Genomic DNA, 25,789 nt, shown 5'->3' on the forward strand with positions numbered 1-25,789 from the left:
TCGAAGGCGAATAGCGAACTGATTGCATTCTCCGCGGATGCGGGCGGCCGACACGCCAGCCGTCCCGCATCCTTCGCGCGCTGGATCACTTGTCCGGCGAGATCGGCATCTGGATGTCGCCCGTGATGTGTTTGATCGGACCCGCCGAGGACGGCATGATGTCGAAGTCAAAGATCTCCGTCGGCAGCCACAGCGTGGCGCAGGCGTTGGGCACGTCGACCACGCCGGAGATGTGGCCTTGACACGGCGCGGTGCCGAGGATCGAATAGGCCTGCGCGCCGGAATAGCCGAACTTCTTTAAGTACTCGATCGCATTCAAACAGGCCTGGCGATAGGCGATGTGGACGTCGAGGTAGTGCTGCTTGCCCGCCTCGTCGACCGAGATGCCCTCGAAGATCAGGTAATCCTTGTAGTTCGGGGTGATCGGTGACGGCTTGAACACCGGATTCTTGATGCCGTATTTGGCGACGCCATCCTTGATGACGTCCACCTTCAGATGCAGCCAGCCCGCCATTTCGATTGCGCCGCAGAAGGTGATCTCGCCGTCGCCCTGGCTGAAATGCAGATCGCCCATCGAAAGACCGCCGCCCGGCACATAGACCGGGAAGTAGATTTTTGAGCCGCGGGAAAGATCCTTGATGTCGCAATTGCCGCCGTGCTCGCGCGGCGGCACGGTGCGCGCGCCCTCCGCGCCGACCTTGGCCTTCGCGTCGCCCTTGGCGCGGCCGGCGTGCGCGGTAGGCGCGAACGGCGGATTGGCCAGACCGGGAATGCGGGTCGGATTGGTCGAGATCAACTCGGCCTCCCGCGCGTTCCATGTCGCCAGCATTTTTGGATCAGGCAGACAGCCGATCAGGCCGGGATGGATCAGGCCGGCAAAGGAAACGCCGGGCACGTGGCGCGACGAGGTGTAGAGACCCTTGATGTCCCAGATCGACTTCTGCGCCAGCGGGAAATGATCGGTCAGGAAGCCGCCGCCGTTCTGCTTGGAGAAGAAGCCGTTAAAGCCCCAGAGGCTTTCCTTCAGCGGGCCGACATCGAGCAGATCGACCACGAGCAGATCGCCGGGTTCGGCGCCCTTGACACCGATCGGGCCGGACAGGAAGTGCACGATCGACAGATCGATGTCGCGCACATCGTCGGCGGAATCGTTGTTCTTGATGAAACCGCCGGTCCAGTCATAGGTCTCGATGATGAAATCGTCGCCCGGATTGACCCATGCCACGATCGGAATATCGGGATGCCAGCGGTTGTGGATCATGTCGTTGTCGTAGGCCGACTTCGAAAGATCGACCTTGATCAGTGTCTCTGGCATCGATAGCTCCCCTTTCTTGGCAACACAGTTACGGTTCAGACCGACAGAAATTTTGAAACTTGCGCGGCATCGACGAGCTCGCGCGGGTCGTCGCGGACGATTTCGCCGTTCTCGATCACCAGCACGCGGTCGGCGATATCGAGCGCAAAGCTCAGGACCTGCTCGGAGACGACGATCGACAGGCCGCGCTCGTCGCGGATCCGCTTGAGGGTGCGCGCCATGTCCTTGATGATCGACGGCTGGATGCCTTCGGTCGGCTCGTCCAGCAGCAGCACCTTCGGCTTGGTGGCGAGCGCACGGGCGATCGCCAATTGCTGCTGCTGCCCACCGGAGAGATTGCCGCCGCGCCGGCCCTTCATTTCCAGCAGCACCGGAAACAGTTCGTAGATGTCATCAGGCACCTCGGAGCCGCCCGATACCACGAGGCCGGTCTCGATGTTCTCCTTCACCGTCATCGTCGAGAAGATCATGCGGCCCTGCGGCACGTAGGCGAGGCCCTTGGCAACGCGCGCATAGCTCGGAAGCGCGTTGAGCTCGGCGCCGTCCATTTTCACCGAGCCGCTCTTGGTGGGCAGGATGCCCATCAGCGACTTCATCAGCGTGGTCTTGCCCATGCCGTTGCGGCCCATGATCGCGACGATCTCGTTGGGCGCGACCGAGACGTTGAGGCCGTGCAGCACCTCGCTTTGGCCGTAGGCGACATGAAGATCCGAAATAGCCAGCATGCCCCTGCTCCTTATTTCTTGCGCATGATCTTGTCCGGAAACCGGACGCCACTTTCCGGGATCATGCGCTAGTGCCCCAAATAGACTTCGATGACCTTCGGATCGTTCTTGACCTTCTCCATCGTACCCTCCGAGAGAATCTGGCCCTGGTGCAGCACGGTGACCTTGTGGGCGATGTCCTCGACGAACTTCATGTCGTGCTCGATCACCAGCACCGAGCGGTCCTTGATGATGCGGTTCAAGAGCTCGGCGGTCTTGGCGCGCTCGCTGACGCTCATGCCGGCGACCGGCTCGTCGAGCATCAAGAGCTCGGGGTCCTGGATCAGCAGCATGCCGATCTCGAGCCATTGCTTCTGGCCGTGGCTGAGCTGGTCGGCATAGGTGTCGAGGCGATCCTTCAGGAAGATCATCTCGGCGACCTCCTCGACGCGCTGCTTCACGGCATCATCCCGCTGGAAGGCGAGCGAGCCGAACACGGTGCGGCCCTTGGGAAAAGAAATCTCCAGGTTCTCGAACACCGTGAGGTCCTCGAACACCGACGGGGTCTGGAACTTGCGCCCGACGCCGGTCTGCACGATCTGGTTCTCCTTCAGTTTCGTCAGCTCCTTGCCGCGAAACTGGATCGAGCCGGAGGTCGCCTTGGTCTTTCCGCAGATCAGATCCAGCACCGTGGTCTTGCCGGCGCCGTTGGGGCCGATGATGACGCGGATCTCGTTCTCCTCGACATAGAAGGAGAGATTGTTCACGGCCTTGAAGCCATCGAACGACACCGTGAGCGCCTCGACCGCGAGCAGGAAGGGTTTGGGCTGGTGACCGATGAGCATGATCTATCTCCTCATTTCCGCCAGTGTGGCATCGGCACCGGGGTGACCGATGAGCATGATCTATCTCCTCATTTCCGCCAGTGTGGCATCGGCACCGGGATGACCGATGAGCATGCTTGCCTCCTCACTCTGCCGGTGCGCCGTCGGCGACGGAATTGCCGCTCCAGCCGCCCGACTTCTTCGCCCTGATCGAAGCGATCAGGCGATCGACACGGGGCTGGACATGATCCGCCCAGATGCCGGACAAACCGTTCGGGAAGGCCAGCACGACCGCGATGAACAGCGCGCCAAGGCCGAACAGCCAGAGCTGCGGGAAGGATTCCGAAAGGCTGGTCTTGGCGAAGTTCACCAATATCGAACCCCACACGGCGCCGAAGATCGACATCCGACCGCCGACTGCCGTGTAGATCACCATCTCGATCGATGGCACGATGCCGACAAAGGACGGCGACATGAAGCCGACATTGAGCGCGAACATGGCGCCGCCGATGGCGGCGAAGATTGCAGCCACGCAGAAGGCGAAGATTTTGAAGTTGGCGACGCTGTAACCGGAGAAGCGGACGCGGTCTTCCTGTTCGCGCATCGCCACCAGGATGCGGCCGAGCTTGGTCAGGCGGATGAACTGCGCGATGCCGATGCAGGCAAACAGCAGCACCACCTCGACGAAGTACAGGATGATCTTGGCATGGTCGGGCCGGATGTCCCAACCCTTGAGGGTGCGCAGGTCAGTCATGCCGTTGATCCCGCCGGTATAGCCCTGCTGTCCAACAATCAGGATGGTCAGGATCGCGGCGACGGCCTGGGTGATGATGGCGAAATAGGTGCCGCCGACGCGGCGCTTGAACATCGCCGTGCCGATGATCAGAGCGAACAGGCAGGGCACCAGGATGATTGCAGCGATGGTAAAGGTGAGACTGTGGAAGGGCTGCCAAAACAGAGGCAGCGAGGTGACCTGATTCCAATCCATGAAATCCGGAATGCCGGGTGTCGACTGGATCTTGGTGTTCTCGACGCTGGAAGCTTCCAGCTTGAGGAACATCGCCATGCAGTAGCCGCCGAGGCCGAAGAACACCCCCTGCCCGAGGCTCAAAATGCCGCCATAGCCCCAGCACAGCACAAGCCCGATGGCGACAAAAGCATAGGTCAGGTATTTCGCAACCAGGTTGAGGCGGAACACATCCAGCGACAGCGGCAGGATCACGAACAAGACGGCGGCCAGCGCAATGAAGCCGATGAGCTCGGAGCGATTGAAGAAGCGCGAGTTGATGATCATGACCGTGCTTTCTTTTTCTTACTTGCGAACCTTGAGCGTGAAGAGACCCTGCGGTCGCAACATCAGGATTCCGACGACGGCGAGCAGCGTGAGAACCTTGGCCATCGAGCCCGACATGAAGAATTCCAGGGTCGATTGCGTCTGCGAGATCGAGAAGGCCGACGCGATGGTGCCGAGCAGGCTCGCGGCGCCGCCGAATACGACGACCAAGAAGGTATCGACGATGTAAAGCTGGCCCGACGTCGGACCGGTCGAGCCGATCATGGTGAAGGCGCTGCCCGCGACCCCGGCGATGCCGCAACCGAGCGCGTAGGTGTAGCGATCCACCTTTTCGGTATTGATACCGACAGCCCCGGCCATGATGCGGTTCTGCACGACCGCGCGGACCTGCCGGCCCCAGCGCGACTTGAACATGACGTAGGCGACGGCGCAGGTGATCAGAACCGTCAACCCCATCACGAAGACGCCATTGATCGGCACCTCGATGCTGTCGGTTACCTTGAGCGAGCCCAGCATCCATTGCGGCAGCTCGACGCCGACCTCGCGCGCGCCGAAGATTGAACGGTAGGCCTGCTGCAGCATCAGGCTGAGGCCCCAGGTCGCGAGCAGCGTGTCGAGCGGCCGCTTGTAGAGGTGACGGATCAGCACCCATTCCACCAGCATCCCCAACGCGCCGGAGACGAAGAACGCCAGCATCATCGCGAGAAAGAAGTAGCCGCTGAACAGGCTCGGCAGGAAGGCCTGGAAGAAGTTCGACGTCATCCAGGTGACGTAGGCCCCCAGGATCATGAACTCACCATGCGCCATGTTGATGACGCCCATCTGGCCGAAGATGATCGCAAGGCCCAGCGCCATCAGCACGTAGACGGAGAACAGGATCAGGCCTGCAAATCCCTGCATGACGAAAATCGAGCCGAGATCGCCAATCGAATAGTCGCCGAACATCTGACTTCTCCCAGGAGGATGGGGTCCCGCGCCGCGAGCAAAGTCGCGACGCGGGGTCGTCAAGGGCGGATTGACGGTCCGCGCCAGGGAGCTCTTGCTTGGGAAAGTTGCGAAAGTCCGCGCTTTTATTGGTAGCCCTTCGGGAACGGATCGGGCTCGACCAGATCTGCTGTCTCGAAGATCAGCTCGAACTGGCCATCGAGCTTGGCGCGGCCGACGCGGGTCTTGGACCACAGGTGATGGTTTTCGTGGATGCGCACGTAGCCTTCGGGCGCCTCCTTGAATTCCACGCCCGGCGACGCAGCGGCGATCTTGTCGACATCGAAGCTGCCGGCCTTCTCGCAGGTCAGTTTCCACAGCCACGGGCCGAGATAGCCGGCCTGCGTCACGTCGCCGATCACGGTCTTCTCGCCCCACATCTTCTTGAAGGCCGGGACGAATGCCTTGTTGTTGGCATTGTCGAGCGACTGGAAGTACTTCATGCAGGCATAGGCGCCCGCGATGTTTTCGCCGCCGATGCCGTCGATTTCATCTTCCGTCACCGAGATCGTCAGCAGCGCCTGCTTCGACAGATCGACGCCGGCCGCCTTGAGCTGCTTGTAGAAGGCGACATTCGAACCGCCGACCACGTCGGTGAAGATCACGTCGGGCTTGGTCAGCTTGATCTTGTTGATCACCGAATTGAACTGGGTACTGCCGAGCGCGTAATATTCCTCGCCGACGACCTTGCCCTTCAGCACGTTCTCGACGTGCTTGCGCGCGATCTTGTTCGAGGTGCGCGGCCAGATGTAGTCCGAACCGATGAAGAAGAACGATTTGGCGCCCTTCTCCTTGGCGATCCAGTTCAACCCGGCGAGAATCTGCTGGGTGGCTTCCTGGCCCGTGTAGATGACGTTCTTGGACTGCTCGAGGCCTTCATAGAAGGTCGGGTAATAGAGCATGCCGTTGTACTGCTCGACCACCGGCAGCACCGCCTTGCGCGAGGCCGAGGTCCAGCAGCCCATGATCGCCGCGACCTTGTCGTTGACAAGCAGCTTCTTGGCCTTTTCCGCAAATGTCGGCCAGTCGCTGGCGCCGTCTTCCTGGATGAATTTGATCTTGCGCCCGAGCACGCCGCCCGCGGCGTTGATCTGTTCGATCGCGAGCTTCTCAGCCTGGATCGAGCCGGTCTCCGAGATCGCCATCGTGCCGGTGGCGGAGTGCAGAATGCCGACGGTGACCTCGGTGTCCGTGACCGCGAGCCCGGTGGTGTTGACCATGGCGGTTGCCGGACCTGCCCCGAATGAAGGCCGCGGAAGCATCGAAGCGAGCGGGAGCGCCGCCGCGCCCATCAGCAGTTTGCGGCGAAGCGGCGACTGCAAGCCCTTGTTTGGTTCGTCTGACATGAGCACCCCATTTTTTTGTTCGAGAACGCGCCTATTGGTGAGGCGAGGATGCCCAGAATTGTGCACTGCACAGATACGTGGGATTGCGTATATTGCACCGCAAAATTACGACGTAGGTTTTGGTACGGACTTTGCTGGGCCAGGCGGGGTCGCTGAACTGGGCAGGAGCAGCAAAAGTGGCAGGGCGGCAGCGGATAGACCGCGTCAGGCGCCAATATAACCAATGGGTCGCCAACCAGACGCTGGAAGACTACGCGCTGCGCTTCACCGCCAAGAGCGCGAGGCGCTGGTCCGCCGCCCGCGTCGCCAACACCGCGCTCGGCGCGATCTCCTTTCTGGCGCTGGAAGCGATCGGCGGCACGATTACGCTGAATTACGGCGCCACCAACGCCACCATTGCCATTCTGGTGGTCAGCGTCATCATCTTCTTCTGCGGCCTGCCGATTGCCTATCATGCCGCCAAATGCGGCATCGATATCGATCTGCTGACCCGCGGCGCCGGCTTCGGCTATATCGGCTCGACCATCACCTCGCTGATCTACGCCTCCTTCACCTTTATCTTCTTTGCCATCGAGGCGGTCATCCTCGCATCCGCGCTGGAGATGTGCTTCGGCATCCCGCGGCCGGTCGGCTATCTCATCAGCGCCGTCGTCATCATTCCGCTGGTGACCTACGGCATCACGCTGATCAGCCGCTTCCAACTGTGGACGCAGCCGATCTGGATCATCCTGCACATCCTCCCCTTCGTCGCGATCGCCTACGCCAATCCGCATTCGTTTACGGAGTGGCGCAAATTTGCCGGCGAGCATGGCGATGCTAGCGGTCACCTCGATCTCCTGCTGTTCGGCACCGCCGCCTCGGTGGTGTTCTCGCTGGTGGCGCAGATCGGCGAACAGGTCGACTTCCTGCGGTTTCTGCCGCGCGACCGCCGTACCTCGCGGACATCGTGGTGGATTTCGCTGCTGATCGCGGGGCCCGGCTGGATCATCTTCGGCGCGCTCAAGCTGCTGTTGGGTTCGTTTCTCGCCTTCTTCGCGTTGAGCCACGGGCTCTCCAATGAGCAGGCAGCCGAGCCCGCACAGATGTATCTTGAGGCGTTCCGCTACGTGCTGTCGCAGCCGGACATGGCGCTGGCGCTGACCGGCAGCTTCGTCATTCTCTCGCAGATCAAGATCAACGTCACCAACGCCTATGCCGGCTCGATCGCCTGGTCGAACTTCTTCTCGCGGCTGACCCACAGCCATCCCGGCCGCGTGGTATGGCTGGTCTTCAACGTGCTTGTCGCGCTGCTGTTGATGGAAATCGGCGTCTACAAGGCGCTAGAGCAGACGCTCGCGCTTTATTCCAACGTGGCGATTGCCTGGGTCGGCGCGCTGGTTGCCGATCTCGTCATCAACAAGCCGCTGGGCCTGCGGCCACAGCATATCGAGTTCAAGCGCGCGCATCTCTGCGACATCAATCCGGTCGGCGTCGGCGCCATGACGATTGCGACCATCGTCTCGATCTCGGCGTTCTACGGCCTGTTCGGGCCGACGGCGAAGGCGCTCTCCGCTTTCGTGGCGCTCGCGGCCGCCTTTGTCGCCGCACCGCTGATCGCATGGGCGACTGACGGCAAATACTACATCGCGCGCAAGCCGAAACGGAGCTGGCAGAACATCGAGCAGATCCAGTGCTGCATCTGCGAGCATTCGTTCGAGCCGGAGGATATGGCCTCGTGCCCGGCCTATGCCGGGCCGATCTGTTCACTGTGCTGCTCGCTCGACGCGCGCTGCCATGATCTCTGCAAGCCACATGCACGCGCCGGCGCGCAGGTCTCGGACCTGCTCGGAAAACTGTTGCCAGAGGCGATCTACACGCGGATCAACTCGCAGGTAGGGCATTATCTCGGCGTGTTCGCGGTGTCCGCCGGTCTCGTCGGGCTGACGCTGGGGCTGATCTATTTGCAGAGTTCGGCAACGCTGCCTGTCGACAATGTCCAGCTATCCGATGTGCTGTGGAAAGTGTTCTTCGCGCTCACCATCATCATCGGCGTGGTGGCGTGGCTGTTCGTGCTGGCGCAGCAAAGCCGTCGCGCGGCGGAAGCGGAGACGCGGCGGCAGACCGCGCTCCTGATCCAGGAAATCGACGCGCACAAGCGCACCGATGCCGAGTTGCAGCGCGCCAAGGAAGTGGCGGAGTCCGCCAACCTCGCCAAGAGCCGCTATGTCGTCGGCCTGAGCCACGAACTGCGCTCGCCGCTCAATGCCATTAGCGGCTATGCGCAGTTGCTGGAACAGGACTTAAGCCTCGCCACCAAGCCGCGCGACCAGGTGCGCGTAGTTCGCCGCAGCGCCGATCACCTCTCCGGGCTGATCGACGGCATTCTCGATATTTCAAAGATCGAGGCCGGCCGGCTCTATTTGTCGCGCGACGAGGTGCCTCTCAGCGAGTTTCTCGACCAGCTCGTCGGCATGTTTCGCGTTCAGGCCGCCGCCAAGGGCATCGATTTTGTGTTCAAGCGGCCATCGGTTCTGCCCGCCGTGGTCTATGCCGACGAGAAGCGGCTGCGGCAGGTTCTGATCAACCTGTTGTCGAATGCGCTGAAGTTCACGCACACAGGCAGCGTGCAGTTCGTCGTGCACTACCGCAGCCCCGTCGCCGAGTTCGAGATCATCGATACCGGGCCCGGCATCCAGGCTGACGATCTCGAGCGCATCTTTGCCCCCTTCGAGCGCGGCGCGCTTGGCGTGTCGCAGCCGCAGACCGGCACCGGGCTCGGGCTGACCATCAGTCGCCTGCTCGCCGGCGTGATGGGCGGCGACATCAAGGTGACCAGCGAAGTCGGCGCCGGCAGTACCTTTCGTGTGAAACTCCTGCTGTCGGAGGTGACCAATCCGACGCGGATCGTGCCGGTGGAGGCGCCGATCTTCGGCTATCACGGCCCGCGCAAGACGATCTTGATCACCGACGACGATCCGACCCACCGCGACCTGCTGCGCGAGGTGCTGGCGCCGCTCGGCTTCATCCTGCTCAGCGCGCCTGATGGCCCCGGTTGTCTGGCGCTGGCGCAGCACTGCCGGCCCGATCTGTTTCTATTGGATATCTCGATGGCTGGCATGGACGGGTGGACCGTGGCGGAGACGCTGCGCGCCAGCGGCCATCACCAGGCCCGTATCCTGATGGTGTCGGCAAGCGCACTGGAAGCGCATGGTGCGCCGCTGGCGCAGCCGTTCCACGACGGTTACCTGATGAAGCCGATCGATATTCCGCGATTGCTCGCGACAATCAGGCAATTGCTCAAGATCGACTGGCAGTACGAGGCCGAGCAGCCCGCCCTGCCGCGCTGGAAACCGGATACCGGCTCGCGGCCGCCGGTGAAGCATGTCGAGGAGCTGATCAGTCTGGGACGGCTCGGCTATGTCAGAGCCATCCAGGTCAAGCTCGACGAGATCGGGAACGAGTACCCCGAGCACGCCGACTTCGTGGCACAAATGCGTGGTTTGATCGACCGCTTCGATCTCGACGAGTACATGGCGACCCTGAAAGCCCTGCACAGCCATGATCATTGAATCGAGAAAGCGCGACGTTGCCCTCGTCGTCGACGATTCGCCGGAGACGCTGCGGCTATTGACCGATGCACTTGACGGCGCGGGCATGACCGTGATGGTCGCGCTCGACGGCGCCTCCGCGATGCGGATCGTCGACCAGATCACGCCCGACATCGTGCTGCTCGACGCGGTCATGCCGGGCATGGACGGGTTCGAGACCTGCCGACGGCTGAAGCGCGACGCCGGCCTCGATCATGTGCCGATCATCTTCATGACGGGGCTGGCCGAAACCGAGCACATCGTGCGCGGGCTGGAGGCCGGCGGCGTCGACTATGTGACAAAGCCCATTGCGGTCGAGGAGATGCTGGCGCGGATCCGCGTTCACCTCGCCAATGCCCGCCTGACCCAGAGCGCACGCGCCGCGCTCGATGTTTCCGGCCGCTATCTGCTTGCCGTCAACAATGCGGGCAAGATCATGTGGGCGACGCCGCAGGCGCAGAAGCTCTTGTCGGATGCGCTGGCCGGTGAAGGCAACGATGTGGTGCTGCCGGATCCGATCCCGCAATGGCTGGAACAGGCGCGCAAGGGCAAGGCGGCATCGAAGGCCACCGCGATCGCGCCACTTCCCGGCAACGAGCAGCTCCGGCTGCAATATATGGGGCAGCTCGGCGCGAACGAATTCCTGCTGCGGCTGGCGAAAGATTCCGGCGCCGAAGCGCCGGCGGAATTCTCCAGCGAGCTGGGGCTGACCACGCGCGAGGGCGAGGTGCTGTCATGGCTGTCCAAGGGCAAGACCAACCGCGACATCGCGCAGATCCTGGGCCTCTCGCCGCGCACCGTCGACAAGCACCTGGAGCAGATCTACGCCAAACTCGGCGTCGAGAACCGCACCGCGGCCGCCGCGATCGCGGTGAATGCGAGGAACAGGAAGGGGTGAGAGACTAGCGCCGCTGCCTCTCCCTCTCCCCGCGCTTGCGGGGAGAGGGTTGGGGTGAGGGGCTGCCTCCGCGAACAAACCGGAAGACCTTCTCGTGGAGAGAGCCCCTCGCCCCGACCCTCTCCCCGCAAGCGCAGGAGAGGGAGAGGAGCCGTCCTCACTCCGCGGCTTGCGGCTTGCCGTAGGCCTCGGAGATCATGTGGCCGGACAACGTGCCGTAGGCCGCGGTCCAGGCGGCGGCGACCTCCGGCGTCCAGGCATCGCCCAGACCTTTCTCCAGCGTCCACAACAGCGCCACTGGATAATGTTCCGGCTTGGCACCGTAGCTGACATGACGCGTGGCGAGCGCGCTTGCCGCCGGCAGAATGGATTGAAGGTTGGAGAGACCGTTAACGACCACGGCCAGCGTGGCCATCAACTTCTTGCGCTGCTCGGTCATGTCAGAAGGAAACATCGCCTTGACTGATGGCGCTATCTCGAACAGGCGATCATAGAAGATCACCGCGGCCTGTTCCGAAATCGAAGCAACCTTGGAAAAACTGTCCTGGATGAGCTTGACTTGTTCGGGTGTCATCCGTGCCTCCTTGCACGTTGCCTCCCTCGCCGCGCCGTTGCGGCGAGATGAAGATTGGCCGAGAGCAGAAAGCCCTAAGCCGCCTCGACGAAGCGATGCCGCTCGTAGAGGAATTCGAGCACCCGCTGCCGGCACTTGAGATAGCCAGGGCTGGTCGCGAGCTCGAGCCGCTTCCGCGGCCGCGCCAGCGGCACTTCCAGCACCTCGCCGATCCGCGCGCTTGGGCCGTTGGTCATCATCACGATGCGGTCCGACAGCAGCACGGCCTCGTCGACGTCATGGGTGATCATCAGGATGGTGTTGCCGAGCTTCTGATGCAGTGCCATCACCGAATCCTGCAGATGCGCCCGCGTCAGCGCATCGAGCGCGCCGAACGGCTCGTCGAGCAACAGCACCTTCGGCTCCATGGCGAGCGCGCGAGCAATGCCGACACGCTGCTTCATGCCGCCGGAAATTTCGCTCGGACGCTTGTCCTTGGCATGCGCCATCTGCACGAGGTTGAGGTTGTGCATCACCCAGGCGGCGCGCTCGGCCCGTGTCTTGGTCGAGGCGAACACCTTGTCGACGCCGAGCTTGACGTTTTCATAGACCGTCAGCCAGGGCAGCAGGCTGTGGTTCTGGAACACCACTGCGCGATCCGGTCCCGGCGAATTGACCTCGCGGTTTTCCAACAGCACGCCGCCATTGGTGGCGCCGGTGAGACCGGCCACGATGTTGAGCAGCGTGGACTTGCCGCAGCCGGAATGGCCGATGATCGAGACGTACTCGCCCTTCCCGATCGTCAGGCTGATGTCCTTCAGCACGTCGGTCGTGGCGTTGCCGCGGGTGAAGGTCTTGTCGATGTGATCGAGCTTCAAATAGGCCTGCATGACATGCTCCTTCAGTTCAGCGCGGTGCCGCGGGTCACGATCTTGGCCAAGCCCGCGATCAAGCGGTCGAGCACGAAGCCGATGATGCCGACATAGAACAGCGCCAGGATGATTTCGCTGATGTGCGAGGAGTTCCAGGCGTCCCAGATGAAGAAGCCGATGCCGACGCCGCCAATCAGCATTTCGGCGGCGACGATCGCCAGCCACGACAGGCCGATGCCGATGCGAAGGCCGGTGAAAATGTAGGGCGCCGCCGCGGGGATCATGATCTTGGAGAAGAACTCCACCGGATTGAGCTGCACGACGGCCGCGACATTGCGATAATCCTGCGGGATGTTGCGGATACCGACTGCGGTGTTGATGATGATCGGCCATACCGAGGTGATGAAGATGACGAAGATCGCCGACGGCTGGCCGTCACGGAACGCGGCGAGCGACAGCGGCAGCCAGGCCAGCGGCGGAATGGTGCGCAGCACCTGGAACAACGGATCGAGCCCGCGCATCGCCCATACCGACTGCCCAACCAGTGTGCCGAGCGCGACGCCGACGACGGCGGCGATCGAATAGCCATATGCGACACGCTGCAGCGAGGCGGACAAATGCCAGAACAGGCCCTTGTCGATACCGCCATTGTCGAAGAACGGATCGAAGATCAGCTCCTTGGTGTCCTTGAAGACGCGCGACGGCGGCGGCAGGGTCGAGCCGGTGCGGCGGCAGACCAACTCCCAGAACAGCATCAAGAGCGCGAGAACGATCAGCGGCGGCACGACGCGCGCCGCGATCTCCTTTGTCATCTTGACGTATTTCTCGGCGCGCGGCGCCGGCTTGGGCGTCATCGTCACCACCGGCGCCGCAGCGGTCGGCGAAGCGGTCGGAATGGCAACGGCGGTGGCTTCAGCTTTGATCGCAGGCATCGACATCGAAATTCTATCTCCGTGTTCAAAAGGCGGGCCACCCGCTCCTCGACGGCCGGCCCGAGTTTGATCAGACATCAACACGCTTAATTGAAAGGGATTTCAGATACGCAGCCGGGTTTTCCGGATCGAACACCTTGCCATCGAAGAAGGTCTCCTTGCCGCGCGAGGTCGAGGCCGGAATGTCGGATGCGGCGACGCCGAGCGTCTTGGCCGCCTCGCGCCACATGTCCTCGCGGTTGACCTTGGCGATCAGCGCCTTGCCGTCGAACCCGGCTTCATATTTGCCCCAGCGGATGTCCTCGGTGATGAACCAGAGATCGTGGCTCTGGAACGGATAGGAGGCGTGATCGCGCCAGTACTTCATGATGTGCGGCGAGTTCTCGACGACCTTGCCGGGAATGCCGTAGTCGAACTTGCCCGCCGAACGGTCATAGACGTCGTCGACCGGGCAGTTCATCCACTGCCGCTTGCCCATGATGGCGGCCAGCTCTTTCTTGTTCTCGGCCTTGTCGGCCCATTGCTGCGCCTCCATCACCGCCATCAGGATCGCGTTGGCCGCTTTCGGATATTTGTCGACCCAGGCAGCACGCATGCCGAGCGATTTCTCGGGATGCTTGTTCCAGAGTTCGCCGGTGTTGACCGCGGTGTAGCCGATGCCCTGGTTGATGAGCTGCAAATTCCAGGGCTCACCGACGCAGAAGCAGTCCATGGTGCCGACCTTCATGTTGGCGACCATCTGCGGCGGCGGCACGACGATGGTCTCGATGTCCTTGTCGGGATCGATACCGCCGGCGGCGAGCCAATAGCGGATCCAGAGATCATGGGTGCCGCCGGGAAAGGTCATCGCGGCCTTTACCGCCTTGCCCGACGCCTTCTTCTTTTCCAGGGCCGCCTTGAAGGGCGACGCGTCAACGCCGAGCTTCAGATCGGCATATTCCTTCGCGACCGAAATGCACTGACTGTCGAGATTGAGCCGCGCCAGGATGTACATCGGCGTCGGCTGATTGTTCTGCGTCACCTTGCCGGCCGAGATCAGGTACGGCATCGGCGTCAGGATATGCGCGCCGTCGATGCCGTTGCCTTCACTGCCGAGCACGAGGTTGTCGCGGGTGGTGCCCCATGACGCCTGCTTGGCGACTTCGACGTCGGGCATGCCGTGCTTGGCGAAAAATCCCTTGTCCTTGGCGACAAAGAGCGGACCCGCGTCGCTCAGCGCAATGAACCCGAGCGTTGCCTTGGTCACTTCCGGCCCCGCGCCTTGCGCAAATGCGCCGGCCGGGAAATTCAGCTTGGCCGCGGCCAGCAAGGCCGCCGTGCCGCCCGTCGCCTTCAGGATCTGGCGGCGGCTGAAACCACGTGAGGTCGGATGGGTGGGCTTCGTCATTGGTATCTCTATCCTTCGTTGGAAATGGGCCGTCCGACTGGGTCACCGCGCGAGGCGCAGGAAGGCGCGTTCCAGGGAGGCCCCGGAGTGCGGCGTCACAATTCGGATGAGTGGTCTCAAGGGACGGCATCAATGGCGTCAGCACTAGCTATTCAAGCATCGTGCCAAGCCCGTCGTGGCGCATAATGGCGAGCAATATCAATGAGATATAAATCTATCGTCTTAAAAATAGGCAGCGGTCAGGAACCAGTCACAGCATGCCAAACTTGCGATTCGCCCAATCCTTGTGCGGCGCACAAGGATTGGGCAAGCCGTAAGCGCGCGGCCTCAGGCGTTCTCGGCAGTCTTCGCCATCATCGGTTTTGGCGCGTTTCCATCTCCCGGCTTCATCCGGAATTCGTAGGTCATCAGGTGCCAGGGGCCGGCGGCCGGCTTACCGTCCGGCATCGTTGAATCGGTGCGTCGTTCAATCTTCGCCACCAGCTCATCCTTGACCCCGAATACCACGTCGGAATCGAGATATTTGTCGCCATCCATGAAGACATGCGTGATCAGCGGCTGGTAGCCGGGCGCATCGACCAGGAAATGCACATGCGCCGGCCGCATCGGATGGCGGCGCGTCTGCAGGATCATCTCGCCGACGGGACCATCGGTCGGAATCGGATAACTGCACGGCAGGATGGTGCGGAAGAAGAACCTGCCATCGGCATCTGTGATGAAGCGCGCCCGCGACGACGGCCCCTGCGCGGCATAAGTGGGCTTTTGCGAGTCATAGAAGCCGTCACCATCGGCGTGCCAGACGTCTACCGGCACGTTCGCCAGCGGCTTGCCCTTGAGGTCGGTGACGCGGCTTTGCACGAACATTCGCTCGCCAGCCAGCTCGGCGGAGATATCCGTGCCATGCGGCGCCACCTTGTGCTCGCCGACATAGAACGGGCCGAGCACCGTCGTCTCGGTGGCACCCTCGCGCTCCCTGTGGTTCACGGCGTCAACCAGCATCGACACGCCGAGCACGTCGGAGAGCAGAATGAACTCCTGCCGGATCGGGGTGCACTTCTGGCCGGTCCGGGTCAGGAAGTCGATCGCATATTCCCACTCCTCGAAGGTGAGATCGGTCCTGCGGACATAGTCGTGCAGCGATTTCACCAGTTCCTGCAGCAGGAATTTGGCGCGCGGATCAGGCGTGTCGTCGAAGCTGCGGATCACGGCGGCGGTCAGTTCGGTTTCACTGAATTGGCGCATTTTGCTGTCCTGCGGGATAGACCAAGGTTGGCGCGACCCTACACCACCGCCGCATTTCGGATAAGCAGGCCGGTTGGAACGGGATACACTTTTCGGCTATCAAAGCCCCATCGTCAGCCGGAGATCAGCGCCGATGTTAGCTCCTACCCCCGCCTCGCCCGAGCAAGCCGGAATGTCTAAGGCGGCGCTCGATCGCCTCGAAAATCACCTGAAGCAACGCTACATTGATGCCGGCCGCTTTCCCGGGACGCAGCTCCTGATCTACCGCCGCGGCAAGATCGTGCATTCGACCGCGCAGGGCTTTGCCGACGCCGAGCGCAAGGTGCCGGTCAAGGATGACACCATCTTCCGCATCTATTCGATGACCAAGCCGCTCACCTCCGTCGCCTTCATGATGCTGGTGGAGGAAGGCCGTGTCGCGCTCGACGAGCCCGTGCACAAATACATCCCGGCATGGAAGAATCTCGGCGTCTTCGTGGCCGGCACGCACCCGGCGTTCCTGACCCGCGCGCCGTCGCGGCCGATGCTGATCGTGGACCTGTTGCGGCACACGGCAGGCCTGACATACGGCTTCCAGCAGCGCAGCAATGTCGATGCCGCCTATCGCGAGAACAAGATCGGCGAAGTGGTCAAGGCCGGCACGCTGCACGGGATGATTGACGACCTCGCGAAAATCCCGCTGGAATTTTCGCCGGGCGAGGCCTGGAACTATTCCGTCGCCACCGACGTGATCGGCTATCTCATCGGCCTGATCAGCGGCAAGCCGTTCGAGCAATTTCTCAAGGAACGCATCCTCGATCCGCTCGGCATGAACGACACCGATTTCTTCGTGCCCAAGGGCAAGGCGCATCGTTTCGCCGCGTGTTATTCGGCAGATCCGCAGGGCGGCATGACGTTCCATGCCACCGAGCGCAAGGGCACGCTGACGCTGCAGGACGACCCGGCGACGAGTTCGTTCCTGGAGCCGCCCTCCTTCATCTCCGGCGGCGGCGGCCTGTGCTCGACCGCGGCCGATTATCTCACATTCTGCCGGGCGCTGCTCAACGGCGGCGAGCTCGGCGGCGTCCGCCTGCTGGGCCCGAAGACCTTGAAGCTGATGACGTCAAACCACCTGCCGGGCGGCGTGGACCTGCCGGCGATGTCGCGCTCGCTGTTTTCGGAAGCCGCCTATAACGGCATCGGCTTCGGTCTCGGCTTTGCCGTCACCATGAATCCGGCACAGACGCTGATCGCCGGCAGTCCCGGCGAATTCAACTGGGGCGGCGCGGCGACGACGTCATTCTTCATCGATCCCGCCGAAGAGCTGATCACCATCTTCATGACGCAGGTGTTGCCGTCGAGCGCCTATCCGCTGCGGCGCGAGCTGCGCACCATGGTGTACGCCGCCATCACCGACAGCAATCTCTAAGACCAGGCGTGATTCCGAGGCGATGCAAAAAGCATCGCCGGGACGGACTTACGGGAGGTTGAGAGGTTCCGCAGCACGAAGGCACGCACGCCGGAACCCGGCCGCTTTCGGAGAACGGTCCTACATCTTCCTAATATCCTTGGCGAAATTCGGCGGCTTCTCCTATGCTCGCCTCGATTGGGCCGATCCGGGGCTTGTGTTGCCGAAACTTTCACTGCCAGTGCGTCTCGTCCTTCTGGTTGCGGGAACTACGCTGCCGCTGATCCTTTTCGCGGCCGGCATCGTTCTTACCCATTACAAGCAGGACCGTCAGAACGCGACGCAACGCGTGCTTGAAACGGTTCGCAGCATCCGCCTCGTGCTCGATGCTGAGATACAGCGCATGACGGGTGCACTGCAGGTGCTCTCCCTGACCAACGCGTTGCGCGACGGCGATTTCAATGGATTCCGCCGTATTGCCCAAGGTTTCCTCGATCAGTACGGCGAAGGCGGCGTCGTGCTGGTCGCGGACCGCGACGGGCGCCAGGTGTTCTCATCGCTCACGTCGGACACCGCAAGCCTGCCACCGCGCAACAATCTCGCCATCGTGGACAGGGTATTCGCGGAAAAGAAGCCGGTCTATTCGAACCTGTTCTTCGGTGCCGTCAAGAAACGCCTGATCGTAACGGTCGAAGTGCCCGTCATCGTCGACGGCGAGGTTCTCTATGATATTTCCTTCAGTCCGCCGATCGAGATTTTCCAGGCGATGGTCGAGCAGCAGCGCCCGAGCAAGGACTGGACGATCTCGATCTTCGACGGCGAAGGCACCAATTTCGCGCGCGTGCCTAATCCGCACGAGACCATCGGCAAACGCGCGTCACCCTCGCTCTATGCCGAAATGTTCCAGACAAGCGAGGCCACCTTGCCGACGGTATCGCTCGAAGGCGTGCCGCTGATTACGAGCTTTGCCCGCTCCTCGCTCACCGGATGGACGGTTGCAGCCGGCATCGCCGAAAGCTCCCTCGTCGCGCCGCTTTGGCGCAACCTCGCGATCACCAGCGTGATGGGCGCCGTGCTGCTGATGGTCGGCCTCGCCTTTGCGGTGCGAATGGCAACCCAGATTGCCCGCGGCGAGATGCTGCACAATCTCCTGATCGAGGAGCTCAACCATCGCGTCAAGAACACGCTCGCGGTCCTGCAGTCGATCGCCACCCAGACCTTCCGCAGCGCGAGCCGCACCGAGCGCGAGAAATTCGAGGGAAGGCTCGGCGCGCTGGCGGAGGCGCACAATTTGCTGAGCCAGGAAAAATGGCAGGGCGCCGAGTTGCGGGAAGTCGTCGCGCGGGTGCTGCAGCCTTATCTGCTCAACAATCAGGAGCGGGTGCGGATGTTCGGGCCGCAGGTTCCGCTGTCGCCGCGGCTCGCCGTCGTGCTGTCGATGATCGTGCATGAGATCGCAACCAATGCCGCCAAATACGGCGCGCTATCCAACGACATCGGCACCATCGCGGTGGATTGGGAAATCCTGCAGGAAAGCGACGGTCGCAAGTTGCGGTTGATCTGGAGCGAGGCCGGCGGCCCGCCGGTCACGGCGCCGGTGCAGCGTGGTTTCGGCTCGCGGCTGATCGAGCGCAGCGCGCGTGACCAGCTTGGCGGCGAAGCAACCGTCGACTTCCTGCCGCGCGGCGTCGTCTATACGGTAAGCTGCGCCCTCGACAGGGAGGAATAGATCGACGGGAAGGTCGCTATCTGAGCATCTCCGGCACGATCAGGCGCGGCAGGAACAGCGAAACGCTGGGCCATATGATGACGGCGGCGAGCACCAGCAGCATCGGTATCAGCATGATCACCGTGTCTTTCAACGCGTAGCGTAGCCGCACACCCGCGATCGAGCAGGCGATCATCAGGCATAGCCCATAGGGCGGTGTCACCAGGCCGAACGCCAGCGACACGATCGAGATGATCGCAAACTGCACGGGGTGCAGGTCGACCGACTTTGCCAGCGGCTCCAGCACGGTGCCGACGATCACGATCGCCGGAATGGCGTCGAGAAAACAGCCGACGACGAGAAAGCAGAAGGCGATGAAGAAGCCCGCCGTGACCGTGCCCATGCCCCAGGTCGAAACATTCGCCAGCAGCTCCTGCGGGATCCTGTAGTAGGCGAGCAGCCAGCCGAACGCGCTTGCGGTGCCGACGCAGAACAGCGCGACACCGGCCAGCCGCCCGGTGTCGAGCAGCGCCTTATAGAGTTCGCGAACGCCGGTTTCACGATAGAAGAACGCGGAGAGCGCCACAGAGTAGAGCACTGCGACGCAGGCGGATTCGGTGGCGGTAAACCACCCGAGCAGGATGCCGCCGACGATAATGAACGGCGTCGTCAAGGCCGGTATCGATCGAAAGATGGCATAACCGATATCGGCCCAACTCGATTTCGGGTAAGTCGGATAGCCGCGGCGCACCGCGTAGACATGCACGGTTGCCATCTGCGCGCCTGCGATCAGGAGCCCGGGAACGATGCCGGCCAGATACATCGCTGCAATCGAGGTCGAGATCAGCCCACCCCATACGATCATCAGGATCGAGGGCGGGATGATGACGGCCAGCACCGCCGAGACTGCCGTGATAGCAATCGAAAACGAGAGGTCGTAGCCCTCCTTCGTCTGGGCATCGATGAAGATCTTGGACTGGCTTGCCGCGTCGGCGGTGGAAGAGCCGGAAATGCCGGCAAAGAACACGCTGAGCACGACGTTGATCTGCGCCAGCGACCCTGGCCAGTGCCCGACCATCGAGCGCGACAGCGCCACCAGGCGATCGGTAATGCCACCGATGCCCATCAGGTTGGCGGTCAACAGGAAGAACGGCACGGCGAGGAGGATGAAGGAGTTGTAGGCGTTGAAGGTCTCCTGCGCGAGCGTCATGATCGACAGCCGCGGCTCGATCAGGAGGATCGGTACACAGGCAAGGCCGAGCGCAAAAGCGACCGGCACGCGCACGATGAGCAGGCCAATGAAGACGCCGAACAGGACCAGCGCGGCCTCCCCGGCAGAAAGTACGTTACCGCTCATTGCTTTGCCCCAAGCAGAATTCGCGCTTCGTCGAGTATCTGTTCGCCCGCAAACACCATCCACGTCGCGCCGGCTACCGGCCATGCGACATGAATCAGCCAGAGCGGCAGATCGGCCAGTTCGGAGGTCCTGTTCCAGGCGAACCGTGTGAATTCCAAGCCAGCCCACACGAACACCAGTGCCATTGCCAGCACGCCGAGCCGCGCGAGAATTCGCACCAAAGCTTCGCTCCGACGCGACAGCGTAGGCCAGACGTCGACCTCGAAATGCTGTGCCTCCCTGATTCCGACCATGGCGCCGATCATGATGGTCCAGACGAACAGGAAGCGCGCCATCTCCTCGGTCCAGATGTAGGACGGAATGAACGGCGTGTAGCGCGAGATGATTTGCAATGTAACCGGAACGACCAGAATGCCGACGCAGGCCGCGAGCAGGATTTCCAGCAATTTGGCATAGGCCGCCGTTACGCGTCGCCACAGCGACGGGTTCGGCGGCATCGGTATTTCAGTCATCATGGCTCCGGGAGATAACGGTCACGGAATAAGGCAAGCCGCAGGGCCTGCCCCGACTTCCAGTCGCTCGGCGCGACTGTTCTTAAGCGACGTTGATCTTCTCGTAGATGGCTTCGGCCCCGATTTCCTTGGCGTAGGCAGCCATCACGGGGTCGGCCAGCTTCTTCATGGCGTCGCGCTCCTCGAAGGGGACGCGCTTGAGTTTGCCGGCCTTCTCCATCGTGTCGAGCTTGACGACCTCCTCGCTCGATTCCAGTTGGCGGCCGTAGTCGCCGGCTTCCTTGCCGGCCTTCATGATCGCGTCCTGCAGGTCCTTTGGCAAGGTCTTCAACGTCTTCACCGAGAAGCAGATCGGCCGGATCGACACCGCGTGCTGCGTCAGGCTTAGATGGGGCGCGACTTCGTAGAACTTCATCGCTTCGACACCGGCCGCCTCGTTCTCACCGGCAGCGATCACGCCGTTCTGGATGGCGTTGTAGATTTCGTTGTAGGCGATCACTGTCGGACTCATGCCCACCGCCGCAAATGTCTTCGACCAGATCGGCGCGCCCTGCACGCGCACCTTGAGGCCCTTGAGATCGGCGAGGTTCTTGAGCGGCTTGTTGGCAAAAATGTTGCGGACGCCGCCGCCGGCATAACCAATCAGAACCACCTCGGCCTTGGCCGCAACCTCGTCGGCGATCGGCGCCAGAATATTCGCTTCGACCACCTTGTTCATGTGCTCGATGCCCTTGAACACAAAGGGCGCGTCGATAAAGGGTGCGGCCTTGGCGAAAGTCGACATATGCGCCGGCGAAACGATGCCGTAGTCGACCGCCTTGCCCTGCGACATGTACTCGAAATACTGCTTTTCGAGGCCGAGCGATGAGTTGCGGTGCAGCGTGAAATTAATCGGCTTGCCGTAGTACTTCTTCACCAACTCTTCGAAGCGGAGCAGCGCCCTGTTGAACGCGTGATCGTCGTTGAACTGCACGGCCCCGTTGAGCGTGACAGGCGCCTGCGCCCGCAGAATCGATGGAAAGCCCAATGCGCCGGCAGCCGCCGTCGCACCAAGGCCAGCAAGTACAGCTCTTCGCTTCATGGCGCTCCTCCCCTGTAATGCCCGTCCCTTGTAAGCGGGACTTTGGGCCTGGCCGACGACACGGCCGCGACGCAAAGCGTATGCAAAACGGTGCGGCTGTGGAAGCCAATTTAAGCGGTGTCTTAAATAGTATCTTGGGAATAAGCCGCAGACGGCCGGGCGATCATGCGTGGCAGGCCGGCCCGGAGGCTCGGAAGTCGCTCGCAGCATAGAACCGACGCCCCGCAAAAGTTGCGCGATGTCGGATGCGCGGCCCGCTCCCGTCGAAGGTGCACAACACGTTCCCGTTCGCTGCGCAAATCGATTTGCAAGATTCCGATAGCCCGGGAAGGCGCAAGTTGCCGCAATTTCCCGGAACGCCTGATCCAGCAAGCCGGACTGAACTTTGCTGCATTTCATCAGGCATCAGCATGACGGAATTTCGCGCGGTGAGTGCCGGCAGCGCTGCGCGCGATTGCATCATAGAGGGGCGAAACCCCGTATAAACCCGGTGGTTGAGCGCGACATAGTAAGCATGCGGGCCAAAATCTGTGGCCTTTGAACTCGCGGTGGTTGTGGTTTGTCGAATATTTTGTCAAATGTAGGGGACGGGGTTTTTGCCACTACGCCCCGGGCGACGACAGCTTTAGGTAGTTGACGCCGCCGGTATCAGGATGCTTCCAATGCGTGCAGGCGTTTGGCTACCATCCTGCAATCTCTAGGATTCCCGTGCTGCTATACAACTCACGGATCCGGACTGACTTAGGCATGGCAAAATATGGATGAAACCCTGACCTACTTTTGCCAGGGTTTCCCGATTGAAGGACGGTAAAACCAGAATGAACAGCAGATCAGCAGCGAAAAAGATGAAGCAGCGCAGCGCCGGCAAACCCGATATCGAGTTGGGCAAGCGGATTCGCCTGCGGCGTGTAGAGCAGAAAATCTCTCAAGCGGAGCTTGGCGACAAACTCGGCGTCAGCTTCCAACAGGTGCAGAAGTACGAGAAGGGCGTCAACCGCGTCGGCGCTGCTCGTCTTCAGCAGATCGCTACCGCGCTCGATGTGCCGGTCACGTTCTTCTACGACGGCGACAGCAAAGCGCGCGAAGTCGAGAGCCTGCTCTTCCTCGACAGTGCCTTCAGCCTGCGGCTGTTGCGCGCCTACAGCAAGATCAAGGATCAGACCGTGCAGCGTCAGTTGGTGTCCTTGATGGAATCGATCGCCGCCAACGAGGGCTAGGCAATATCGCGCCTGGATCGCAGCACCGCGGACCCGATCATTCGACGCGAGAAATCGCCGGGTAGCCTGTTGCTGCGCTAGGCCTGATCTTGATCTGGCCGTGACAAGATCGGTTCGTCGCCATGGGAAATGGCGGAATCCGGCCGCTGCAAGAAGCCTGCGCGGCACGTTCCGGCGAATAGTCGCGGCTTCAGTTTCCGGAAAGTCTTCGGCATCGTCACGTCAATAACGCCACGCCATCACGCGCGTGAGATCCGGCCGTGCGCAACGATGGTACGCCCCTCCCCGCGCCCGCCTGACGCTTCCGTGCAACGGAAGATGCGACGATTGACCTCGGCGCGAAGCTTGTCCGACAATGGACAAGCCTCCCGATTGAAAGCCGCAAGCAATGCTCGATATTTCCAAATCAGCCGTTTCCCATGCCGATGGCAAGATCCTGCAAAGCGTCAGCGATGGCGTCGGCATCATCACCTTCAACAATCCCGACAAACGCAACGCGATGTCGCTCGAAATGTGGGAGGGGCTCGGGCATGCGCTGGCCAGCCTGCGCGACGATCCCGACGTTCGTGTCGTGATCCTGGTCGGCGCCGGTAACAAGGCCTTCGTCTCGGGCGCCGATATCAGCCAGTTTGAAAAGACCCGCCACAACGCGGCGGCGTCGGAGGAGTATTCAAAGCGCAGCGAGGCGCAGCGCGCGCTGCTGGCAAATTATCCGAAGCCGACGATTGCCTGCATCCGCGGCTTCTGCCTCGGCGGCGGCATGCAGGTCGCGATGCTCTCGGATATCCGGATCGCCTCCGATAACAGCCGGTTCGGCATTCCTGCCGCCAGGCTCGGCATCGCCTACGGCTATGACGGCCTGCGCCACTTGGTTTCGCTGGTCGGACCGTCCTGGGCGCGGCTCATCATGTACACGGGCATGCGGATTGAGGCGGCGGAAGCCTTGCGGATCGGACTGGTCGATCGCGTGCTGCCGGATGCGGAGTTGTGGGACGCCACCATGGAGATCGCGCGCACCATCTCCGGCAACGCGCCGCTTGCGATCAGGGCCGCCAAGATCACCATCGCCGAAGTGCTGAAGGATGAAAGCAATCGCGACATGGAGGCGATCAAGGCGATCGGCCGCGCCTGCATGGACAGCGAGGATTTTCGAGAGGGCCGAACGGCTTTCATGGAAAAACGCAAGCCGCACTTCAAGGGGAAGTAGCCCTTGGGGCTCTCTCCGCAGTCATCATCCGAAGGCGAAGGCGGATGATTCAGTATTCCAGAGACACCAATGGTCGAACCGAGAAGCCGCGGTGTACTGGATACCCCGCCGGAGCCTGTCATCGGGCGCGAGGTTCCGCGCGACCCGTTGGCGGGGTATGACGACGGTGGCGTACTGACACACAAGGCGACGATCAATATTCGCTCCTTGGTCATGCCCCCTACAACCCCGCCAGCACCGCCTTCGTCACATCCGCCGTGCCGCTGCTGCCGCCGAACTCCATCGGCTTGATTCCGTCCGCATAGGCTTTGTCGACCGCGCGCTCGATGCGTTCGCCGGCCTCAGCGGCGCTTTCGAGGCCGTGCTTCTCAGCCAGCCAGTCCAGCATCATCGCCGCTGACAGGATCATCGCGGTGGGGTTGGCCTTGCCCTGCCCCATGATGTCGGGCGCGGTGCCGTGGCACGGCTGGAACACGGCGTAGCGGTCGCCGATGTCAGCTGACGGCGCCATGCCGAGCCCGCCGATCAGGCCGGCGGCGAGGTCGGAGAGAATGTCGCCGAACATGTTCTCCGTCACCATCACGTCGAAATCCCAGGGGCGCTTCACCAGCATCAGCGAGCAGGCATCGACATAGACCCGGTCCGCCTTGACGTCCGGATGGCGCCTGGCGGCTTCATTGAACATCTCGCGAAAGAACGCGAAAGCCCTGAACACGTTGGCCTTGTCGACGCAGGTCAGGCCGCCATTCGCTCTGCCGCGCGCCTTGCGACGTTCGGCGAGCTTGAACGAATACTCGAACAGCCGTTCCGAGGTCCTCCGGGTAATGACGAGTGTTTCGCGTGCTTCAGTGTCCGTCACCACGCCCTTGCCCATCGAAGCGAACAGCCCTTCGGTCGATTCCCGGATCAAGACGAGGTCGATGCCGCGCGCATCCGCGCCGACGATTGGGCTCGGCACGCCCGGGATCAGCCGTGCCGGGCGCACCCCAGCATAGAGATCGAAATGGAAGCGCAGCTCGATCTGCGGCGCGATCTCGGTATTGTCGGGGTAGCGCACCGACGGCAGGCCGCAGGCGCCGAGCAGGATGGCATCCGCCTCCTCGCATAGCCGCACGGTGCTGTCGGGCATCGACTTGCCGGTCGCGAGATAGTTGTTGGCGCCCGCCGGCGCCTCGGTGAAGCGGAATTTCAGGTCCGACTTCGCCTCGACCCTACGCAGCACTTCCAGCGCCGGGGCCATCACTTCAGGGCCAATGCCATCGCCGCCGAGCACGGCGATGTGGAGGGCGTTATTTGCGGACATGGGGATTCCTTGAGAGACTAAGAAAGAAAGTAGCCGTCATTGCGAGCGAAGCGAAGCAATCCATTTCACGGCATAACGGACAGATGGATTGCTTCGTCGC

The 25,789-nt window shown here is 62.1% G+C and carries 21 protein-coding genes; 6 read left to right on the forward strand and 15 right to left on the reverse strand.

Annotation, left to right across the window (positions count from 1 at the left end; translation table 11 throughout):
* Positions 1-85: 85 nt before the first annotated feature.
* The 6 genes from fmdA to urtA all read right to left on the reverse strand — a co-directional run bounded on the left by fmdA (position 86) and on the right by urtA (position 6,467).
* Positions 86-1,315 carry a formamidase gene (gene fmdA, locus HCN50_RS02635; protein WP_171708045.1) on the reverse strand — a complete coding sequence of 410 codons (1,230 nt, stop codon included), beginning with the start codon at positions 1,313-1,315 and terminating at the stop codon, positions 86-88.
* A 35-nt stretch (positions 1,316-1,350) separates the two neighbouring features.
* Positions 1,351-2,040 (reverse strand): urea ABC transporter ATP-binding subunit UrtE, encoded by a 690-nt coding sequence (gene urtE / locus HCN50_RS02640; RefSeq protein WP_171708046.1) that lies wholly within the window; start codon positions 2,038-2,040, stop codon positions 1,351-1,353.
* Between the two features lie 68 nt (positions 2,041-2,108).
* Positions 2,109-2,864: an urea ABC transporter ATP-binding protein UrtD gene (gene urtD / locus HCN50_RS02645; protein WP_171708047.1), complete on the reverse strand. Its 756-nt coding sequence runs from the start codon at positions 2,862-2,864 to the stop codon at positions 2,109-2,111.
* 124 nt (positions 2,865-2,988) lie between these two features.
* The gene (gene urtC / locus HCN50_RS02650) at positions 2,989-4,137 is read right to left on the reverse strand and encodes an urea ABC transporter permease subunit UrtC (RefSeq protein ID WP_171708048.1); all 1,149 of its coding nucleotides are present in this window, start codon (positions 4,135-4,137) and stop codon (positions 2,989-2,991) included.
* Positions 4,138-4,155: 18 nt separating this feature from the next.
* Positions 4,156-5,082, reverse strand: coding sequence for an urea ABC transporter permease subunit UrtB (urtB, locus tag HCN50_RS02655; protein WP_171708049.1), 927 nt, complete (start codon positions 5,080-5,082; stop codon positions 4,156-4,158).
* Positions 5,083-5,207: 125 nt separating this feature from the next.
* Entirely contained in the window at positions 5,208-6,467 is a 1,260-nt protein-coding gene (gene urtA / locus HCN50_RS02660) for an urea ABC transporter substrate-binding protein (RefSeq protein WP_171708050.1), read from the reverse strand.
* Positions 6,468-6,643: 176 nt separating this feature from the next.
* Between urtA and HCN50_RS02665 the strand changes: the two genes are divergently transcribed.
* Together HCN50_RS02665 and HCN50_RS02670 are read left to right on the forward strand one after the other, a co-directional pair.
* Positions 6,644-10,015 (forward strand): hybrid sensor histidine kinase/response regulator, encoded by a 3,372-nt coding sequence (locus HCN50_RS02665; protein ID WP_171708051.1) that lies wholly within the window; start codon positions 6,644-6,646, stop codon positions 10,013-10,015.
* Positions 10,005-10,931, forward strand: a complete 927-nt coding sequence (locus tag HCN50_RS02670) for a response regulator (RefSeq protein ID WP_171708052.1) — start codon at positions 10,005-10,007, stop codon at positions 10,929-10,931. Before HCN50_RS02665 ends, HCN50_RS02670 begins: the two co-directional genes overlap by 11 nt.
* Positions 10,932-11,088: 157 nt before the next feature.
* Here the strand turns inward: HCN50_RS02670 and HCN50_RS02675 are convergent, their stop codons facing one another.
* The 5 genes from HCN50_RS02675 to HCN50_RS02695 all read right to left on the reverse strand — a co-directional run bounded on the left by HCN50_RS02675 (position 11,089) and on the right by HCN50_RS02695 (position 15,917).
* On the reverse strand, positions 11,089-11,505 hold the full coding sequence (locus HCN50_RS02675; RefSeq protein ID WP_171708053.1) for a globin family protein: 417 nt from the start codon (positions 11,503-11,505) through the stop codon (positions 11,089-11,091).
* 74 nt (positions 11,506-11,579) lie between these two features.
* Positions 11,580-12,374: an ABC transporter ATP-binding protein gene (locus HCN50_RS02680; RefSeq protein WP_171708054.1), complete on the reverse strand. Its 795-nt coding sequence runs from the start codon at positions 12,372-12,374 to the stop codon at positions 11,580-11,582.
* Between the two features lie 11 nt (positions 12,375-12,385).
* Positions 12,386-13,294, reverse strand: coding sequence for a nitrate ABC transporter permease (gene ntrB / locus HCN50_RS02685; RefSeq protein WP_171708055.1), 909 nt, complete (start codon positions 13,292-13,294; stop codon positions 12,386-12,388).
* Between the two features lie 64 nt (positions 13,295-13,358).
* Positions 13,359-14,675 (reverse strand): CmpA/NrtA family ABC transporter substrate-binding protein, encoded by a 1,317-nt coding sequence (locus HCN50_RS02690; protein ID WP_171708056.1) that lies wholly within the window; start codon positions 14,673-14,675, stop codon positions 13,359-13,361.
* 327 nt (positions 14,676-15,002) lie between these two features.
* The gene (locus tag HCN50_RS02695) at positions 15,003-15,917 is read right to left on the reverse strand and encodes an intradiol ring-cleavage dioxygenase (protein WP_171708057.1); all 915 of its coding nucleotides are present in this window, start codon (positions 15,915-15,917) and stop codon (positions 15,003-15,005) included.
* A 133-nt stretch (positions 15,918-16,050) separates the two neighbouring features.
* Between HCN50_RS02695 and HCN50_RS02700 the strand changes: the two genes are divergently transcribed.
* Both HCN50_RS02700 and HCN50_RS02705 read left to right on the forward strand, forming a co-directional pair.
* Positions 16,051-17,325 carry a serine hydrolase domain-containing protein gene (locus HCN50_RS02700; RefSeq protein ID WP_171708058.1) on the forward strand — a complete coding sequence of 425 codons (1,275 nt, stop codon included), beginning with the start codon at positions 16,051-16,053 and terminating at the stop codon, positions 17,323-17,325.
* A 199-nt stretch (positions 17,326-17,524) separates the two neighbouring features.
* Positions 17,525-19,033, forward strand: a complete 1,509-nt coding sequence (locus tag HCN50_RS02705; RefSeq protein WP_171708059.1) for a sensor histidine kinase — start codon at positions 17,525-17,527, stop codon at positions 19,031-19,033.
* 16 nt (positions 19,034-19,049) lie between these two features.
* On the opposite strand, the gene HCN50_RS02710 is transcribed toward HCN50_RS02705, so the two are convergent.
* From HCN50_RS02710 to HCN50_RS02720, 3 genes are all read right to left on the reverse strand, one after another.
* Positions 19,050-20,369, reverse strand: a complete 1,320-nt coding sequence (locus tag HCN50_RS02710; protein WP_171708060.1) for a TRAP transporter large permease — start codon at positions 20,367-20,369, stop codon at positions 19,050-19,052.
* Entirely contained in the window at positions 20,366-20,881 is a 516-nt protein-coding gene (locus HCN50_RS02715) for a TRAP transporter small permease (protein WP_171708061.1), read from the reverse strand. The genes HCN50_RS02710 and HCN50_RS02715 overlap by 4 nt, the downstream gene beginning before the upstream one ends.
* Positions 20,882-20,963: 82 nt before the next feature.
* Positions 20,964-21,962 carry a TRAP transporter substrate-binding protein gene (locus HCN50_RS02720; protein WP_171708062.1) on the reverse strand — a complete coding sequence of 333 codons (999 nt, stop codon included), beginning with the start codon at positions 21,960-21,962 and terminating at the stop codon, positions 20,964-20,966.
* Between the two features lie 845 nt (positions 21,963-22,807).
* Here HCN50_RS02720 and HCN50_RS02725 point away from each other — a divergent pair.
* Both HCN50_RS02725 and HCN50_RS02730 read left to right on the forward strand, forming a co-directional pair.
* A complete protein-coding gene (locus HCN50_RS02725) occupies positions 22,808-23,179 on the forward strand; it encodes a helix-turn-helix domain-containing protein (RefSeq protein WP_376700250.1) in 372 nt (123 codons plus the stop codon).
* A 388-nt stretch (positions 23,180-23,567) separates the two neighbouring features.
* Positions 23,568-24,386, forward strand: coding sequence for an enoyl-CoA hydratase (locus HCN50_RS02730; RefSeq protein WP_171708063.1), 819 nt, complete (start codon positions 23,568-23,570; stop codon positions 24,384-24,386).
* A 220-nt stretch (positions 24,387-24,606) separates the two neighbouring features.
* On the opposite strand, the gene HCN50_RS02735 is transcribed toward HCN50_RS02730, so the two are convergent.
* Positions 24,607-25,689 (reverse strand): isocitrate/isopropylmalate dehydrogenase family protein, encoded by a 1,083-nt coding sequence (locus HCN50_RS02735; protein WP_171708064.1) that lies wholly within the window; start codon positions 25,687-25,689, stop codon positions 24,607-24,609.
* Between the last annotated feature and the right edge of the window lie 100 nt (positions 25,690-25,789).

This window comes from Bradyrhizobium archetypum (assembly GCF_013114835.1).
GTDB classification, from domain to species: domain Bacteria; phylum Pseudomonadota; class Alphaproteobacteria; order Rhizobiales; family Xanthobacteraceae; genus Bradyrhizobium; species Bradyrhizobium archetypum.